Genomic DNA, 17,589 nt, shown 5'->3' on the forward strand with positions numbered 1-17,589 from the left:
GCGCTCCGGTTCAGCGGCCAACCGATAAGCATTAATCCATGATAGATCATATACCATCGCACACGGGCCGAACGACAGGCTGGGTGCAAGTCATACTTTGGCTCCTATGCTTGCTGCTATTGCAGGCAGCGACTGCATCCGTGGTGAAAGCACAGGCGAAGTGCCCCGATGGGCTGGTGCATCACTTCGGTTTCGATGAAGCCTCTGCCGGCACCTATGAGGACTACGTTTCTGATGCCTTGACCACCTGCTCGACCTGCCCTTCCCCTGAGATGGGCCTCTTCGCCGGGGCGCAGAAATTCAATGGCCGGAAACCCGCCCTCACCCTAAAGGGGCTAGAGCATTTTGAGTGGGGGCCCAACAGCAGCTTTACCATAGAGCTCTGGATGAAAGCCTCCGGCACCGCCTCCGACAACCAAGTGTTCATCGGCCGCGATGCTAAGGATAATAACATGCTTTGGTGGCTGGGCATGAACACGGAGGGGTATCCGCAGTTCGACCTCTTTGACAGCAACCCTGACCGCAGCAAGGGGGGCTTTAGCCTGGTAGGCAAGGGGATTAAGGTAAACGACAACAAATGGCACCACATTGTGGTGGTGCGCGATGGCCGCCTGCGCCTCAACAAGCTGTATGTGGATGGCTACTCAGTGGGTAATTTCCAGTATGATTACACCCACAGCTTTGAGAGCGGATCCCCGGTGAACATCGGCTTCCTGGACCTGAACAACGGCTATGGCTACAACGGTCTGCTGGATGAGCTGATGGTGTACAACCGCGATCTGACGGAGAACGAGGTGCGGGCACGGTACAACAACGGGGCCGGCAGCTACTGCGGTCCGCAGCAGGTAAAGCCAGTCATCATGTCTGAGGCCGTTACCCACGGGGTGGTGGAGCAGCAGTACAAATATGATGTGAAGGCAGTGGGCAACGGCAGGCCTGCGTTTGCGCTGGTCGGAGCCCCTGCAGGAATGACGATCAATGCCGCCACAGGGGAGATCCGCTGGACACCCACTGCGGCGGGCAGCTTTAAGGTGAGCGTTACAGCCACCAATGGCGCCGGCACCGACCGGCAGGACTTCACCATCACGGTGAAGCCCGGCGTGGGGGAGAAGGCGGGAATGTTGCACCACTGGATGCTGCACGAGATGCGCGGCCCTACCTACCACGATTATTATACCCCAAGCCACGCCTCCGGTAGCAGCGACAGCCAGCCTAAGGCAGTAAGTGGGGTGGTGTCCGGCGGGCAGGAGTTTGATGGCCTTGATGATGGCCTGGACGTGGTGGAGACCCGGAACTTTAACTGGGCCGCTAATGAGAGCTTTAGTATAGAGCTCTGGATGCGCAGCGCGGCCAGCACCGCCGGCAATCGCGTGCTGATCGGCCGCGACGCCAAGGACTCGGAGGCCCACTGGTGGTTAGGCCTGGATAGCGAGGGGCGCGCCATGTTCAAGCTGCTGGACCTGGATTGGGCCGGGCCGAAGTTTGATAACGGCAGCGGCCCTAAGCTAACGGATGACAAGTGGCACCAGGTGGTAGCCGTACGGAATGGTGGCTCGGGCCTGACGGAAGTATACGTGGACGGCGAGCGGGTGAATTCCATTACCCATACGTATTCCAACGGCTTTGCCAGCAGGTCGCCGGTAAACATCGGTTACCTGAAAGATGGGGGTGGGTATCACTACGAGGGCATTCTGGATGAAGTAAAACTCTTTGGCCGTGTGCTATCCGCCGCTGAGATCAAACAAAGGTATCACGATGTGTATGACGCCATCACTGAGCTGGTGCGCTTTGAGGGGGAGTATGTGAGCGGAGCCGTGCAGCTTGCCTGGGAGACTGCCGCGGAGGCGAACCTCTCGCACTTCGAGGTAGAACGCGCATCGGATATGGAGGCCTTTGAGAAACTGGGAGATGTTGCGGCCGCTGGCAACAGCAACGTGCCCCTCACCTATGCATTCACGGATGTGGACCCGCTCTCAGGCGTAGGGTACTACCGGCTCAGGATTGTGAAGCAGGACGGCAAGTATACGTACTCCAATATTATCGCCATCGAAAACAAGAGCCTTACGGCCACCTCCTTTAAAATATACCCTAACCCGGTAGATGAGGGCGAGGTAACCGCTTCGGTTTATGGTCTGCCGGCGAGCGAGCAGGTGCAGTTCTCCATCACCGACCTCCGTGGAAAGGTGCTGCTGCGGGAACAGCTCCAGGTCGATGAGTTTGGACAGCTGCAGGTACAGGTGCCTATTACCGCAGACTACAGGCCGGGTATCTATATGCTCACCGTGACATCAAGCAAGCGTATCGTGAGCCGTAAGCTGGTGGTGAGGAAGTAAAGATTGATACCTGATAAAAAAAGGGGCCTGCAGTTTTGCAGGCCCCTTTTGAGTGGGCTAAAAGTTGTGGACTCTTTATTTTTATTCTTTTACGATTTTGATGCTGTCCGACTTACCAGCTTTGTCAGTGTACTTCAGGATGTATAATCCGGTTTTCAGCTCAGCCAGGTCGATAGACAGTTTGTTGTTAACCAGCTCCAGCTTTGACTCCTTGTACACTACACGACCCGTCTGGTCCAGTACGTTCAGCTCAGCCAGTTCTACCTGCTTATCACCGAAGTCCAGGGTTACCACATCGCGGAACGGGTTCGGGTAAGCGGTTGTCTGGGCGAAGAAAGGATCTGAGTCGGCTACTTCAGAAACCTGCATGGCAGAGATGCTTTGGAAAGACTCCCCGAAAGGCGACAGGTGCTTGCCAGCGATCGGCATTTCCTTGGCACCGCTTGGTAGTTGCCAGGCCACAGCCAGGTTGTCGCCACCGGCTCCCTCCAGATGCAGGGCCTCGATGTAGTAGCGCTTGCCGGCTTCCAGGGTCACCTTCACCGACTGCTGGGAGGAGTACTTAGTCCACTCGCGCGGGTTGGTCCAGCCGTTCACGTGGGCCAGCTGCTTCTTGGCGGCCGGGTCCTCCGAGGTGCTTAGGTAGAGCACGGCGTGGTTGTCGCCTGCGATCCAGAAAGTGTACTGGCCGCTCTCCGGCGCCGTCACGTAGCCGCGGATGCGCTGGGCGTAGTTGTCGCCCACGTTAGATGGCGCCTCGAACAGGGTCAGCTCCTTGGTGCTGCTTGGCGTGGTGTTCACCGGGATGTCGTTTACGTTCTCGCTCTGCACGCCCTTCCAGTGCTCCAACACAATCTTGCCGGCCGCAGGTACAATGGCTACAGTTTCAGAGGCCTTGCTTCCCATTTCAGACAATCTGTTGCCAGCGATCGGCATTTCCTTGGCGCCGCTTGGTAGTTGCCAGGCCACAGCCAGGTTGTCGCCACCGGCTCCCTCCAGATGCAGGGCCTCGATGTAGTAGCGCTTGCCGGCTTCCAGGGTCACCTTCACCGACTGCTGGGAGGAGTACTTAGTCCACTCGCGCGGGTTGGTCCAGCCGTTCACGTGGGCCAGCTGCTTCTTGGCGGCCGGGTCCTCCGAGGTGCTTAGGTAGAGCACGGCGTGGTTGTCGCCTGCGATCCAGAAAGTGTACTGGCCGCTCTCCGGCGCTGTCACGTAGCCGCGGATGCGCTGGGCGTAGTTGTCGCCCACGTTAGATGGCGCCTCGAACAGGGTCAGCTCCTTGGTGCTGCTTGGCGTGGTGTTCACCGGGATGTCGTTTACGTTCTCGCTCTGCACGCCCTTCCAGTGCTCCAACACAATCTTGCCTGTGCCAGATCCTGTAGAAGAGGAGGGGGTTTGCGTAAGTGGGGTCTCAACAGGCTCCGATACGTTTACAACTACTATGCCTACAGCGGCAGATGTCTTTGACGCGCCTGCGTTGTCGTAAGCCTTGGCAGTAAGCGTGTAGGTGCCGGTGGCGGCGTTAGTCCAGGTGTAGCTGAAGGGCGAGTTGGTGTCTTCACCAAGTTTCACAGATCCCTGGTAAAACTCAACCTTTGTTACAGAGCCGTCAGCGTCTGTTGCGTTCGCATCTATCACGATGGGAGAGCCTGCAGAGATAGAGGCATTAACAGTTGGGGAAGTGATGGCTACAGATGGCGCCTGGTTGGTCGGGGCAGCACTGGCTGATCCGTTAGGACCCAGCACGATGCCATTCTTAGCTAATTTGCTCTGCCACATGCTGTACTCATCTTTCTCCATTTGCTTCGTGATTGCCGCAGTAAGTGGCAGGAACGTGTTGTTCGTGAAGCTGGCGTTCTCAGCTACAGAGATATCGTTACGGTTGTTAGAGTAACCCCAGGCTGTGATGCCTACCACGTTATTGTCTACTGAGTTAGAGAAGGTTGTATTGTTTCTGTAGTAGTCTTTGCTCCAAAGGCCGGACGTATACATGTTATACTTTGTGCCATTGTCGAAAGTGGCTGCGTTCACGGCTCTGTTGTGGTGGTAGCGGATGTTGTTACCGCCGGCAATACCCATAGAGTAGTTGCCAAGGCCAACCAACTGGTTGTCATGTGCCTCAATGTAGGCAGGGCAGGTGTTAATATCGCCATCGCCATCAGTGATGATACCGCCACCGGAGTATGACTTGCTTTCTGCCTGAACAGGGTAAGCACCTTCGATGTAGTTGTTATGAATTTTGATTGGGGAGGACTGTGTGCCCCTGGAGTTGTGAATATTGATGTTATCTTCAACGGCAGAGTTGTTGGGGGTGTTGATTACCTGGTTCCAGGCCACCTCTGCATGGTTGATAGGCTTCTTGAAGTTGAACTGCACAAACTGTGCAAAAGTCGTTCCTCCATATACACGGCCGTCAATGTTCTTGGCTACGTTATAACGGATTTTGATTGTTTCTGAGGAAGTTCCGTTACCCTCATAACTTTGGCCGATATAGATACCTGCTGTATTCTCCATATAGCAGTTCTCAACCACTACGCTTTTGAACACATCTATACCTAAGAAGCGACGTGCTTTTTTGGAACCAGTGTAGGGTGTTGGCGCAAGTCCGTATCCATTCGTATGGCGAACAGTAAGGTTGATCTTGTTGCCCAGGCTTCTGATCAGCGGACCGGCGCTGCGGATGTTGGAGTGCTCAATAATCACCGGCTCACTCGTTTTAATCTCTATTGCGGCGACATCCGAGTTTCTGGATTCCCAGTTACCCTTGTACGTTCCGCCCTTGGTGATAACCAGGGGACCGCTGTAAGTTTGTGCGTTTACTGTTTCAGGAAGAAGCACGAACAAGATGTAGGCGAATAGTTGAGCTACGATTGCTCGACCTGCCCTCTTGCTCAGGTTAGAGGCTTTTGTGTTCATTTCCTTTGGCTAAAAGTTGAAAATAAGATTTTTTAATGTTTTGTTTTCTTTAAAAATCTCACAGTGTCCTTTGGCTAATGCACTGTTAATAAGATTTTTTCTGTTTTTTGAGTTTTACCTCTGTTGTGGTTGATGTGGCTAAAAACGTAATATATAATCTGTTGCAAATATAATGGGGAATAATTTACATTTCATACAAATGGCTTGAAAAAATCATAAAAAATTATGAAGTTCATTAAATAGTTATATGCCTATTTGCTGTTAAATTCTTTAAAAAGTTGCTATATAGGCTGTAGGTGTATTTTTGATAAGGTTACGGACTTTTGAATTTTCATATTTTAATCCTATCCGTGTTTTGCCCGTAAAAGTGACTATATAGTAAAATTCCAGCGTTCTATCCTACAAATTTCTGCCGGGAACCAGTGAAGGAGTTAATGGAGAATTATATAAATATGCGGTGTATGATATATTTAATTTGCCTAATGCTACAAGGTTGCATTGATTGTACTTTTCTAGTGTGGAATAATTCCACACATTAGGGCAGCTTAAAACAAAAGTGTCTCTGTGATGAATAGGGGGGAATCTGGATTCCACACATTGTGGATTTATGCTGTGTTACAGCGTTGTCTGGGGGCCAGGCTTGATGTCGTTCAGGAGGAGCTTCTCCTGCCAGAGAACGTACTCCGCGTCCTCCAGGTCTCTGGTTACACTATCCGGAAGGATAGTGTTGGCAAATTCGTCGGCAGCGGCAAAGGTGCTGTCGAAAATCTCGTTGCGCCAGCTATGGTTCTTGCCCAGCACGGCCAGCGTGTTGTGGTGCATGCTGTTGCTAAAGGTATTGCCCATCTTGTAGTAGTCCTTGGCCCAGATGCCGCTGGTCCAAAAGTGGAAGGGCTTGCCATCCGGGAACACTGCCGCCACAATAGCACGGTTATGGTGCATCTCTATATGGTTGCCGCCTGCTATGCCCAGGCAGTAGTTCCCTAGCCCCACCAGGTGGTTCTCGTATACCTTCACATACGCGGTGGCCTCCAGCGAGTCTGTGCCCGGGGAATCCATGATAATGCCGCCGCCGGAGTACTCGGGCAAGTCCAGCGGGGATGGGAAAGCGCCCTGTATGTAGTTGTTGTGGATGCGGATGGGGGACCGCGGCGTGCCCCTGGAGTTGTAGATGTTTATGTTATCCTCCACGGCCGATCTACCCGGCTCGTTTATCACCTCGTTCCAGGCGATCTCGGCATGGGGCACCTCGCCGCGGTAGTTAAACTGCACGAACTGCACGGGCTCCACGCCCTGGTATACCTTGCCGTTGATGTTGCGGGCCCTGTTGTAGCGGATCTTTATACTTTGGTCAGGGCTGCCGTTGCCGGTGTACTCCACGCCAAGGTAGATACCGGCAGTATTTTCCATGTAGCAATGCTCTACTACCACATTCCGGAACACATCCACCGCCAGAAAGCGCCGTGGCTTGGCATAGTCGCTGTAGGAGGTGGGGGCGAGGCCGTAGCCTTTGGTGTTGCGCACGGTAATGTTCGCATCGTGGCCCTGGCTGCGGATCAGAAAGCCGGCAGCGCGTATTTTCGAGTTCTCTATGATGACCGGTTCTTTCGTCCGTACCTCTACTGCCGCCACGTTGGAGTCACGGGACTCCCAGTTGCCGCTATAGGTGCCTCCCTTGGTGATGATAAGCGGCCCTTGGTAAGTAGGGGAAGCAGCCCGGGGCGAGAAGTTCAGCACGCGCAACAGGCTGAGCCCTGCCGGCACTACAAGCAGAACGGCTACAGCAGCAAAAAGCCACCCTTTGCCTATCCGCAGTGTGTGGCTGCGGGGCCGGAGGGTGGCTTTATTATCTGTAAACAGCTGCATTTATTTCAGCATATACCCGAAAATACGGCGGGCATAGCCATTCGCCAGGTAGTACGGGATATACGGTGGTGGGCAGTTCTTTAAGGTGAAACGGGTGAAGTCACGTAGGTTGCCACCCCCCTTGATATCGAAGAGGTGCTTGTAGAAGTTCTGCAGCGTTTTGCTCTGGCGGTTCTTGCGCTCTCCGCTTTCCTCCGGGTACGTATAGAGCCTGGCGTCGTAGTTCACGTACAGCTCGAACCCGTTGCGCAGGGCAGTGTGGGTAAAATCGTAGTCGGCCACATAGTGCGGGAAGCGATCCTGGTCCAGCAGGCCGATCTTCTCGAACACCGCGCGGGGGATAAGCAGGCCACGGCCCGGCAGCTGTGATACCGCATGAAGTCCTACCTGTTGCTCTTTAGGCAGTTCCTGCAGCAGGTGGCGCACCTTGTTGAGTTTAAAGTCCACGATCTCGCCCCCAAAGGCAGGCTCGCGGGTGCCGGCATCCATCTCCAGCGCACCAAGTATGGCGTTTGGCTTCTCAGCCATCCACCTGTAGGTGTTCTCGATGTAATCCTCGGCTACCTCCAGGTCGTTGTTCAGCGTCATCACATAGTCAGCGCCCAATTGCAGGGCGTGCTTGATACCCATGTTCACGCTGGCGGTCCAGAAAAGGTTGCCGTCTCCGAAGAGGGTCTCTACTTCCGGGAACTCCTCGCGCAGCATGTCGGCGGTGCCGTCGGTGGAGCCATCGTCCACCACAATTACTTTGTAGTCTTGGTTGGTGCCCCGCTTTAGCGAAAGCAGGCATTCTCTGGTGAAATTCTTTCTGTTAAAAACAGGGATAACAATGTATATCATTTCTAGTAAGGGCTAATCTAAGGTTGAACGGTTAGTTCGGCAGGCTTGGCCTGGGTATACTTACTGTAAAACTCGTTGATGTGTTGTGTCTTTAGCGTCCAGGTTTGTGATTTGGAGAATTTATAGCCGTTCATGCCCATTTGGCGGCGCAGCAGGGGTTGGTCATGTAATTTCTCCACGGCAGCGGCTATGGCTTTTACCGTCTGACCGGGTGTGCTTACCGGCACTTTTATACCTGCGTCGTCGGGCACCAGGTTCTGAGCCCCGTGCAGGTCCAGGGTGATGATCGGCAATCCGTAGGCCATGGCCTCCAGGAACTGGGCGGCGCTGGAGTCGCGGAGGCTGCAGAACAGGAACAGGTCATGGCTGGTGTAGGCGCGTTTTACTTCATCCCACGGCACCTGGCCTTTCCAGTTCACCTTGCCGTGCAGCTGATACTCCTCTATCCAGCGCGGGACGTAATCGTGCATGGGGCCATCGCCCAATATGGTTAGCTCATACTTTACATCCGGGCGCACCTTGCTCAGGGCCTCCAACACCAGCGGCAGCCCTTTGCGCGCAAACAAACGGCCCACCCACAGGATCTTCAGTGTTTCCTCCGGAATGCGCTCGGGGTAAGCCTCTGGGTAAAATTCCTCTGGCAGGCTGGTGTCGAGGAACATCTTCGGGTTGAGTGCGCCGATGCGCTGGGCCATGTCGTAGGTGTCCTGGTTGGTGGTGAGCACCAGCGAGGCATGTTGCATGGCTCTGCGGGCGTTTGGGTTCAGGGCCAGCAGTAGTTCGCTGATAACCTTGCGCACAACCTCCATTCTCCACCAACGGTAAAAGTATTTTTTGAACCTGGAAGGCGCCTCCTGGCCCCCGCCGGTAGGACCGAAGATGAGCGGCTTGTTCAGGCGCCACAGGGCGGTGCCCATCTGTAGGCTGCCAATCGTTACGTGGTGCACCAGGTCGAAATCAATGGCTTTGTCGAGTTCCTTTGCCTTTAGGTAGGCGCGGTGCTGCCAGTACATGTAGTGCGGGTAAAAACCCAGGTGGTATTCGAACAGCTTGTCTACCCAGGCCGGAAGCTCCACAAAAACTACGTGCAGGTTAGGCAGGGCTAGTCTTTCAACTTCCTTCTCAATGCTTTCCCTGCCTTCCACGGTGGTCAGGCACCATACTTCGTGGCCGAGCCTGGCGTTGTTGAGCGCCCAGTTCCAGCCGTTGCCCAGTTCGGTGCCACGGTTTGGTTGGCAGGCGTATGCAGATAAAAGTAACTTCATAAGCTCATTAAAGACTAAGGCTGAACAAGGCTTTGAGTTTGGCGCTAGCCTTGTCGCGCATCATTTTGTTGAAATTGCGGCGGTCCGACTCCACGTCGCGGATCACGAACTTGGGGTGGCGCAGCGGGAAGGCGATCTCCTCCTCGTATACCTTGGCCTTCTTGTCGTGCAGGTTAAAGGTATGGGTGGCATCCTCGCCGAAGCCGATGTTACGCACCAGGTTCACCTCCGGCACAATGCAGAGGCCGGAGTTACTGTAGACGGTGAACTCCCACTGGTAGTCCCACACGTCGCCTTTCTGGATGTTGGTGAAGGTCTCCTCCAGTTTGCTTAACCGATACGTCTCCTCCAGCTTGTTCAGGAAAATACCGTTGAGGTAGCCTTTGTCCTTCAGCTCCGGATAGTTGCCCAGGTTGAAGTCGTAGAGCTGCCAGGCGCGGCGCCAGGTGGCCCAGCCCCAGCTGTTCACCTTGTCGGAGAAGTAGTAGGAGTAGTCGGAGTCGCGGCGCCAGCCATCGAGGTAGTTGTTGCCGCTGATGTGCATCACGCGGGTGTCGTTTTTATACTTCTCCAGCAGCTCCTGGCAGAACCAGAAAAAGCTTTTCGACGGAATACAGTCATCCTCCAGGATAATGCCGTACTCCTCGTGCTCGAAAAGCCAGGAGATGGCGCGGGAAGGGGCCACGCCGCAGCCCATGTTCTGTTCCTGAAACAGCGTCTTCACCTCACACTCCCAATCCACCTGCTCCACAATGCGGCGTGTCTCGGCGCAGCGCTCGGCATCCGTGGCCACGTGCGGCCTTGGACCGTCGGCGGCCACGTAGAGCTTGCTGGGCCTTACTTGCCGGATGCGGTCGAATACTTTCTGGGTGGTATGGGCGCGGTTAAATATGATCAGCAACACCGGAGTGTGCAATGGTTCTTGCGGTATAGCGGTACTCATACAAGTAATAAGGGTTTTGGTATATACATGTACTGCTATTCTGTTGAAGAGGTTATGTAAGATTTAAACAGAATGCAGTGTTTTTTGGAGGGCTCTGCGGCGGGCCCTCATCCGCATGCCTGATTCCCGGATAAACGTGTAGTTCTCTGGGTGTTGCTCCATGTAGGCTAGGGCTAAACCCAGGAAAGCATAAAAGAAGAAGGGTAGAATGTAGGAGATGCCGTAAACGAAGCCGCTGCTTATAAAGGCCAGGATTACAATCTGCTTTTCATCGAGTGTATTACTTGTAAAACCTTTCCTTAAGGCATAAATCTTCATCATCATAAACAAGGCCATGCCTACAAAGCCAATGTAAAATAGAACATCTACATAGAAGCTGTGGAAATGGTGGCCGTTGCCATCTTCAAAAACAGGGGCGTCAATATCATCGCGGTAAAATTGGATGGGCAACTCAAAGCCCTCAAACCGCATCCCCATCAGGAAGTTGTCCTGTATGAAAGGGAGGTATGACAGGAATTGGTTATATCTCCAGCCGCCGGTCCCCTGCTCGCTGGCATTCTCGATATCAGAAAAGTTCTCCTGGAACTTTGTTAGGATCTCAGGGTGCATAGAGAACAGGAAAGCACTGCTTACAATACCCATTACAGCGATGACGAAGGCAATAGGCAAAAGCTTTCCGAAGTTTACCGGTTTGGCCGCCTTGAATTTGACCAGGTATACATAAACTACAATTATACCCGTCATGCAAACCCATATGGTTCTGTGCTGGAAGAATATAATGGCAAGTATCACCACAAAGCTCATCATCAGGTTGTAAGCTCCGCCCTCGAATAAATATTTGCTCGCAAAGTACAGGAACGGTATCACAATCATGTACATCGTACTGGCATTAACCCCCCTTTCATGGTTTGTAAAAGAGGCTATGCTAAGTGCCTCTGGATGAATTAGGACGACATTTAGTACAAAGCCAATCAATATGATGTTAATGATATGCCGCAGCTGCAGATAGTCGTTGTTTTTATAAAAGGTGTAAATAAAAAACACAAAGTAGAAGAGCAGGATCCGCTGGAACACATGGGGGTAAATGAAGAAACTATCATACTTATAGTAGGACTCCATGACCATTCCAAATAAGTAAATTGTAACCAGCGCAAACACAAACCGCATAAATGGAGACATGGTCTGAAAACGGTAGGCACTGTACAGGAAAGCTATCCCTGTGTTCAACTTCACCAGGATACTAAGTATGGCGCCCAGCGTGTTTTCATCATCCCCAGAAATTAACTCCAGGTACATAGGGTCAAGGAACATGACCATAAGTAGCGGAATTGCGAATATGATGCTGTAGTTTACCTTCATGTTGTCAGTCAAGAAATTGTTCAGGAGTTAAAGAGGGTGCCAGCGGCCTTCTCTTTGGTTAGCAAAGGTGGATTCGCATTCCCTGTGTTAAGGATCGAGTCGAATAACTCTAAGTGCTTATTTATGACTACTTCCTCAGAAAAATTCGCTTTCGCGAAAGCGTTTGCCTTTTTAGTTATCTCATCGGCCAGGTCCTGGTTAAGCAAGAGTTTCTCTACTGCTGCAGCCATGTCTGCTGTTGATACCACATCGCAAAGCACCCCTGCTTCGCCGTGGTTCAGCAGGTATGGTACAAAGCCGCTGCTCTTGCCTCCAACCACCGGGGTATGCGCCAGCATCGACTCCAGGACAGCCATCCCGAATGATTCCTCGACAGACGGGTGTAAAAGAACTTTTGCCTTGGCTACATGTTGCATAAGTTCGTCTTGTGAAGAGGGGCCTATAAACCGGACACCTTCCTGCAGATCATGCTTTTGGGCATATTGCTGTGCAGCCCCTCCTGGCTCCATGTCTACGCCCAGTAGGTGGTATTCCAGCGCCGGGAACTTCTCCCTGAGCTTAGCGAATGCGTGAAGCGCCTTGGGAATGCCTTTTCGCTTGGTAAACCCATTTACTACTGATACTATAAAATTTTCCTTGGGAGTATCCGCAGGTATCAGTTCCCCTAAGTATGGCGTGTAAAAGTTGTCGATAATAACCGCCTTCTTCTTGCTGCTGGCAGAGAGGTTATGGTAGGTATAGGCTGAGTTTGCAACGATCCATTTCGCTTTGTGCAGTACTATCGTATTCATCAGATACCTTACTAGCCTGAACATGTCTGGTTGGGTTAGTAAGATCTTGAAGGCATTGTCGTGCACACTAACAACAGTAGGAATGCCGCTTTCGAGTGCGGCCCAGGCGTACTCATAGGTCCAGAAAGCATAAATAACATCGGAGGGGTTTTGGCACATGATGGCCTTAAGCTGCTCCCGCTCATACTTGAAGATCCTTCTGCCAGGCTGTGGCCTGGCGGGGCTGATGCACAAGGTTACTTGCTTGCTACGTAACACAGTCGGCTCAGTCAGCTCCGCAGAGTTTGTATACACTATTACATGATACCCTCTTTTTACTAATCCATTAATGTAGTAGGATACCAGTGGGAAAGTGCTGGTGGAGGGTATAGGCACATTTCCAAAGTCACACTCCAACAACTCAACATCTACCGGTCCTGATACTCCAATAACCATAAGCTAAAATTTATCCTTCTGTACTATTTATGACAGTTTTCCTGTATTTCAAAACGAGCCTGCCAACGTAACTTGTCGGGTTATCCTCTAACCCGAGCCTGGAGAGAAGCGCGTTGATTTGGTTCTTTAGGGTCTTGTGGGGGAAAAATAATGTCAAGACTAAAAAGAGAACAGCCCCTGTGCTGATCTGGGCGCCAAGTACAAGTAGATGAGGCAGGCCAACGCTTCGCAGCATGGTGCTTAGAACGTATATCACGGCAGCTATCACCATTCCGTTGACTATACCTGGCACATATACCAGGAGTTGTTTTGAATAGCTGAGTTTCAGGATGCGATTAAGTACCGTTTGGTAGAAAAGGGTACGGACCAGTTCCCCGGCAAGTATGGCAAAGGCGAAACCTATCAAACCCTGATCCCTGAAAAGAAAGAAGAAGCCCGTGATCACGCCTATAAAGAGCAGTGTGAGCACTATCTTTGCGTTGAGCACGGCCTTGGCGTCACACACGATACCGGCAAACATGGTTATAAAGCTCAAAGGTATTGCCAGGCAGAGAACCTGAAGCACTGGGATCGACTCGCCCCACTGGTCTCCTAAAAGGACATATACTACTTCGGGCGCTGCCACTAACAACCCCAGACAAGTGGGGATGATAATGGTGGCCAGGAGCGTCGTGCTGGAAATATAGGCACTGGCCAGCTTGGTTGTTTCTGCCTGTAACTTACTGAAAGATGGGAAAATAACACGGCTGATGGTGCGTGTAAGCATATACATGGGCAGGTTCACCAGCCGGTGTGCCCTGTCGTATATGCCAAGCGTGTAGGGGCCGAGTGTCTTTCCAATAAGGATGGTGGCCATGTCCTGGCTGATAAACTCCAGGAAACTGATGACAGACATTTTGCTGCCATAGCTAAACAATGGCTTATAAGACTCCCACTTAAAATGGGGCAGGACGTTATGCCTTGTTATCACGTAAGCCCCAATTGCTACAAGGGCAGACTGTGTGAGTGTGGCGATAACGAGGCTCCAAACTCCATAGCCCAGGTAAGCGAGCAGCACCCCCACACCTAAATACGAAATGACATAAGAGAGCGTCTCGACGATACTTAGTTCCTTGAAACGCATGTTTCGCTCAGACAGGCTAAAAGCTGTGGCTGAGAGGCCAGCTATCAGAAAAGCAAGCGACATGACACGGACAATCGGGGTGACGGCCTCGCTCTCGAATGTGCCGTTGTCAAAGAACATGGTAGCAAGAGGAGCCAGTGCCCACACCAGCAGCGTGAATGCTAACCCTAATAGAGTGGACGATGTAAAGGCCGCCCTAATGTTATCCTCTGATAACTCTTCCTTCTGTATAATCGCCTGAGAAAGGCCAAGGTGGGCGAAGTAACTGCCAAACCGGATGATAACACCTGCAATAGCCACCAGGCCGAAAGCCTCCGGGGCCAGCAGGCGGGCCATGGCCGAAGTATAGCCGATCTGCATCACTGCGTTGGCGATGGTAGAGACGGATCCCCACTTCAGGCCGCTGACAGCTTTGGAGGCTAGGTTTTTACTCATGTGTGAAACGCTAAGATAGTAGAAGCAGGCTGGGTGCAGCCGTTAGAGCTGCACCCAGCCTGTTGGTTTGGTAAAGACGTTAGGCGTAATAGTACTTGGCGTTTTTCTTGTAGCCGTACTCGTAGGTCTTGTTGTAGTTCAGATCGTTCATGATCATGTAGATATTCTTGATCCGCTTGGCGTTATAGAGCTCGTTTATCTCCGCCAGCATATCCTTGTTCGTATACTTGTGCTTCACCACATACAGGTTCACGTCCATGTGGCGCATGAGCACGAAGTACTCTGACACATACCCGACTGGCGGCGTGTCGATCACGATGTAGTCATACTGTTCCTTTAGTTGGTTTACCAGCTGTTGCATCCGCGGCGCCTCCAGCAGGTGCAGTGCATTGTCCGGAATCGGCCCGCATGGGATGATGTCGAGGTTATCGATATAGGTTTTCTGCAGCACTTCCTCCAACGGTAACCCCTGGGTCAGGTACGAGGAGAGGCCCACCGACTCGGCCACCGGGAAGTACTTGCTGAAGGTAGGCTTGCGCATATCCGACTCGATCAGCACCACGCGCTTGCCTGACATGGCAATCTCGGAACTTAGGTTCACGGAGCAGAACGTCTTGCCCTCTCCCGAGATGGACGATGTCAGCCCGATCACCTTGAACTCCTGATCCGCCATCAGGTACTGCAGGTTAATGCGTATCGACCGGAACGACTCGGCGATGGCGGAGCGCTGGTTGTTCAGCACGGCCAGTTTCTCGGACTTGGAACCATGCGCCACCACGCCCAGGAAAGGTATGTTGGTGAGGTTGCTCAGATCGTTCTTGCCCTGTATGGTGTTGTCTACGTTAGACAGCAGCACAATTACGCTGGCAGGGATGGCCATGCCGATGATCAGCGCCAGCAGGTAGATCATCTTCGGCTTCACGTTAACCGGCGTGGTGCCCACCATGGAGGCCTTATCCACTATCTTTTTATCGGTGGCGTTGGTGGCCAGGGCAATAGCCGCCTCAGCACGCTTCTCCAGCAAAAAGTCATACTTCTTGTCGATAAACTCAGACTGGCTCTGCAGGTCCATCAGCCTGCGCTCGTTCTCCGGCAAAGAGGCAAGCGTGGCTTCAATCTTATTAATACGCTCGGTCACGTTGGCAATAGAGATGTTAGCCGACTCCACCAGGTTCTGCAGGTTCGCCTCGATGGCGCCGCGTGTGTTGGCAATCTCGCCCTCGATCTTGCGCAGCATCGGGTTTTCTTCTGTAGCCGTGGTTCTATAGCCAGCCTTCTTCTGGTTCAGCTCAGCCAGTTGCAGGAACAGGTTGTTGAGGATCGGGCTCTGGATGCCACCTACGGTAGGCGACACCGACTGCGCGATACCATTCCCGTTTCTGATCTGGTCCAGGATGTTCTCATAGTATGTCTTGTCGGTGTTCAGGCGCGCCCGTTCGGCCTCCAGCTGCGAGAGCTTTTCGTAGTTGAGGTTAGACTGCACGTTGATGTTGGCAATGCGGTTATTGGAGCGAAACGAAGAGAGTGCGTTCTTGCTCTGGCGCAGCGAGTCCGAAAGGGTCGCCAGTTGGCTGTCGATGAACTCCAGCGTCTTCATGCCGTTCTCGTTCTTATCCTTCAGGTCGTTGGCCACGTACTCGGCCATCAGCGTGTTCAGGAAGGCCACCTGCTTATCCGGAATGCTGCCCTTGCTGCCTAGCACCAGCACGCGCGCCTCACGGTCAATCGGGGCAATGCCCAAGGAAGCCTGCTGCTGCTTTACGAGGCTTTCCAGGCTGTTGATCACGAAGTAATACTTCTTGGCAGGGGGCAGGTTCTCCATGTCGCTGCGCTCCAGCGTCAGGCTCAGGTTCTCATCCTTGTAGGGTTCGCCGAACTTAAGCGTCTTCTTAAAGCTGAGCTGCGGGATAGAGCCCACGATGGCGTTGGTACGGAAGTCGTAGCGCGGGGCGTTCTCGGCGTTAATCTCCAGCTCGTAGGTGTTCTGGTCCAGCAAGCGCACCGTAATCGGGACATCCACCACCTGAATGGAGCTTGTGTCCAGGTCTACCTCGTATGGGGCTGTTTTGTACTCTTCCTCCACCACCAGGTCGCTTATCTTATTGAGCCAGTGATCGGTTACACGGTAGTAGGCGACGGTAAAGTCCAGTTTTTGCAGGGCCTGCTTTATCATCTCGGCAGATGACAAAAGGCCGATCTCGTCCTCCACCTTGATGCCCCTGCTTTGCACATCCAGCACCTCGAGCAGTTCCTGCGCCTTTTTAGAGCCGGTCTGCTGGTCGCCGAGCAGCAGCGTGGATTTAAACTCGAAAACGCGCGGGGAGCTTTTTACATACACGTACCCCGCAGCCAGGGCGATCACAGCACTCAAGGCAAACCAATACCAGTTAGACCGGAACTTGAACAACCAGCTCTTAATGTCTATTTCGTGCTCCTGTTTATTTCTTCTCATCGTTATTTAAACAAATTGTACAATAATGCCCCGGTGGAAATTACCCCTAACACAGCGTTCCATACGATTAGGTTATCGCGCTTTAATTGTGTATTTCGGGGCTCGACATAGATCATGTCGTTGGGCATCAGGTAATAGTATTGGGATTGTACGAGGTTCGGGTCTTTGAGGTCTAACAATACCACTTCAGAGGATCCATCCTTTTTCTGTCTGATGAGCTTGACGTTTTCGCGGTCAGCGCCCAAGGTTAGGTCGCCGGCCATGCTCAGGCCCTCCAGCAGGTTGGCGCGCTCGTTGTAGATGTAGAAGTACCCCGGGTTACGGACCTCGCCCAATACGCTCACCTTAAAGCTGATAAGCTTCACTACTACCGTAGCATCTGTGATGTAGCGGTCCAGGTTTTTCTGGATCATCTCCTGCGTTTGCAAGGTGGTAAGGCCCTCTACTTTCAGCTTGCCTACGGTGGGCAGGTTTATGAAGCCTTCCGTGTCGATGGCGTAGCCGCTCAGGTAAAGGCTGGCCGGCTCCGACATACCCATGCCATTTACGGGGTTGGTGATGTTGAACAGGTTGGACATGTCCGGATCCACGCTCAGCACCTTTATAGACAGGACATCGTTTGTCTGCAGCTGATAGGCCGCATACTTTGTTTGGAAATCAGTGGGGACGTTCTCTTTAAGATTGGAATTCTGGATGTATACGAGTTCTTTTTTCGTCATGCAGGAACTGACACCTAGCACAAGCAGGAGAAGGTATACTATATTTCTCATAATAAAGGGTTAAGGGTGATCTTACAGGGCTGCAGCTTGATCCTGCATCTGTAAGCGT

Annotated in this window: 11 protein-coding genes; 1 reads left to right on the forward strand and 10 read right to left on the reverse strand. The window is 52.6% G+C overall.

Translation table 11 applies throughout. The features are described from left to right. Positions 1 to 38 precede the first annotated feature (38 nt). Positions 39 to 2,333 (forward strand): LamG-like jellyroll fold domain-containing protein, encoded by a 2,295-nt coding sequence (locus OH144_RS03005; protein ID WP_266204810.1) that lies wholly within the window; start codon positions 39 to 41, stop codon positions 2,331 to 2,333. An 81-nt stretch (positions 2,334 to 2,414) separates the two neighbouring features. Here the strand turns inward: OH144_RS03005 and OH144_RS03010 are convergent, their stop codons facing one another. The 10 genes from OH144_RS03010 to OH144_RS03055 all read right to left on the reverse strand — a co-directional run bounded on the left by OH144_RS03010 (position 2,415) and on the right by OH144_RS03055 (position 17,531). Continuing rightward, positions 2,415 to 5,252: a PA14 domain-containing protein gene (locus tag OH144_RS03010; RefSeq protein WP_266204811.1), complete on the reverse strand. Its 2,838-nt coding sequence runs from the start codon at positions 5,250 to 5,252 to the stop codon at positions 2,415 to 2,417. Between the two features lie 615 nt (positions 5,253 to 5,867). Continuing rightward, positions 5,868 to 7,118, reverse strand: a complete 1,251-nt coding sequence (locus tag OH144_RS03015) for a glycosyl hydrolase (RefSeq protein WP_266204812.1) — start codon at positions 7,116 to 7,118, stop codon at positions 5,868 to 5,870. Further along, a complete protein-coding gene (locus OH144_RS03020; RefSeq protein WP_266204813.1) occupies positions 7,119 to 7,958 on the reverse strand; it encodes a glycosyltransferase family 2 protein in 840 nt (279 codons plus the stop codon). A gap of 17 nt (positions 7,959 to 7,975) precedes the next feature. Further along, the gene (locus OH144_RS03025) at positions 7,976 to 9,223 is read right to left on the reverse strand and encodes a glycosyltransferase (protein ID WP_266204814.1); all 1,248 of its coding nucleotides are present in this window, start codon (positions 9,221 to 9,223) and stop codon (positions 7,976 to 7,978) included. Positions 9,224 to 9,230: 7 nt separating this feature from the next. Next, on the reverse strand, positions 9,231 to 10,166 hold the full coding sequence (locus tag OH144_RS03030) for a nucleotide-diphospho-sugar transferase (protein WP_266204815.1): 936 nt from the start codon (positions 10,164 to 10,166) through the stop codon (positions 9,231 to 9,233). Positions 10,167 to 10,229: 63 nt separating this feature from the next. Beyond that, complete coding sequence (locus OH144_RS03035) at positions 10,230 to 11,525, reverse strand: O-antigen ligase family protein (protein ID WP_266204816.1); 1,296 nt, start codon at positions 11,523 to 11,525, stop codon at positions 10,230 to 10,232. Between the two features lie 20 nt (positions 11,526 to 11,545). Further along, the gene (locus tag OH144_RS03040) at positions 11,546 to 12,751 is read right to left on the reverse strand and encodes a glycosyltransferase family 4 protein (RefSeq protein WP_266204817.1); all 1,206 of its coding nucleotides are present in this window, start codon (positions 12,749 to 12,751) and stop codon (positions 11,546 to 11,548) included. Positions 12,752 to 12,761: 10 nt separating this feature from the next. Further along, the gene (locus OH144_RS03045; protein WP_266204818.1) at positions 12,762 to 14,309 is read right to left on the reverse strand and encodes a lipopolysaccharide biosynthesis protein; all 1,548 of its coding nucleotides are present in this window, start codon (positions 14,307 to 14,309) and stop codon (positions 12,762 to 12,764) included. A 79-nt stretch (positions 14,310 to 14,388) separates the two neighbouring features. Next, positions 14,389 to 16,761, reverse strand: a complete 2,373-nt coding sequence (locus OH144_RS03050; RefSeq protein WP_266204819.1) for a GumC family protein — start codon at positions 16,759 to 16,761, stop codon at positions 14,389 to 14,391. A gap of 2 nt (positions 16,762 to 16,763) precedes the next feature. Next, a complete protein-coding gene (locus tag OH144_RS03055) occupies positions 16,764 to 17,531 on the reverse strand; it encodes a polysaccharide biosynthesis/export family protein (protein WP_266204820.1) in 768 nt (255 codons plus the stop codon). Positions 17,532 to 17,589 lie beyond the last annotated feature (58 nt).

The sequence above is a fragment of the Pontibacter kalidii genome, assembly GCF_026278245.1.
GTDB classification, from domain to species: Bacteria; Bacteroidota; Bacteroidia; order Cytophagales; family Hymenobacteraceae; genus Pontibacter; species Pontibacter kalidii.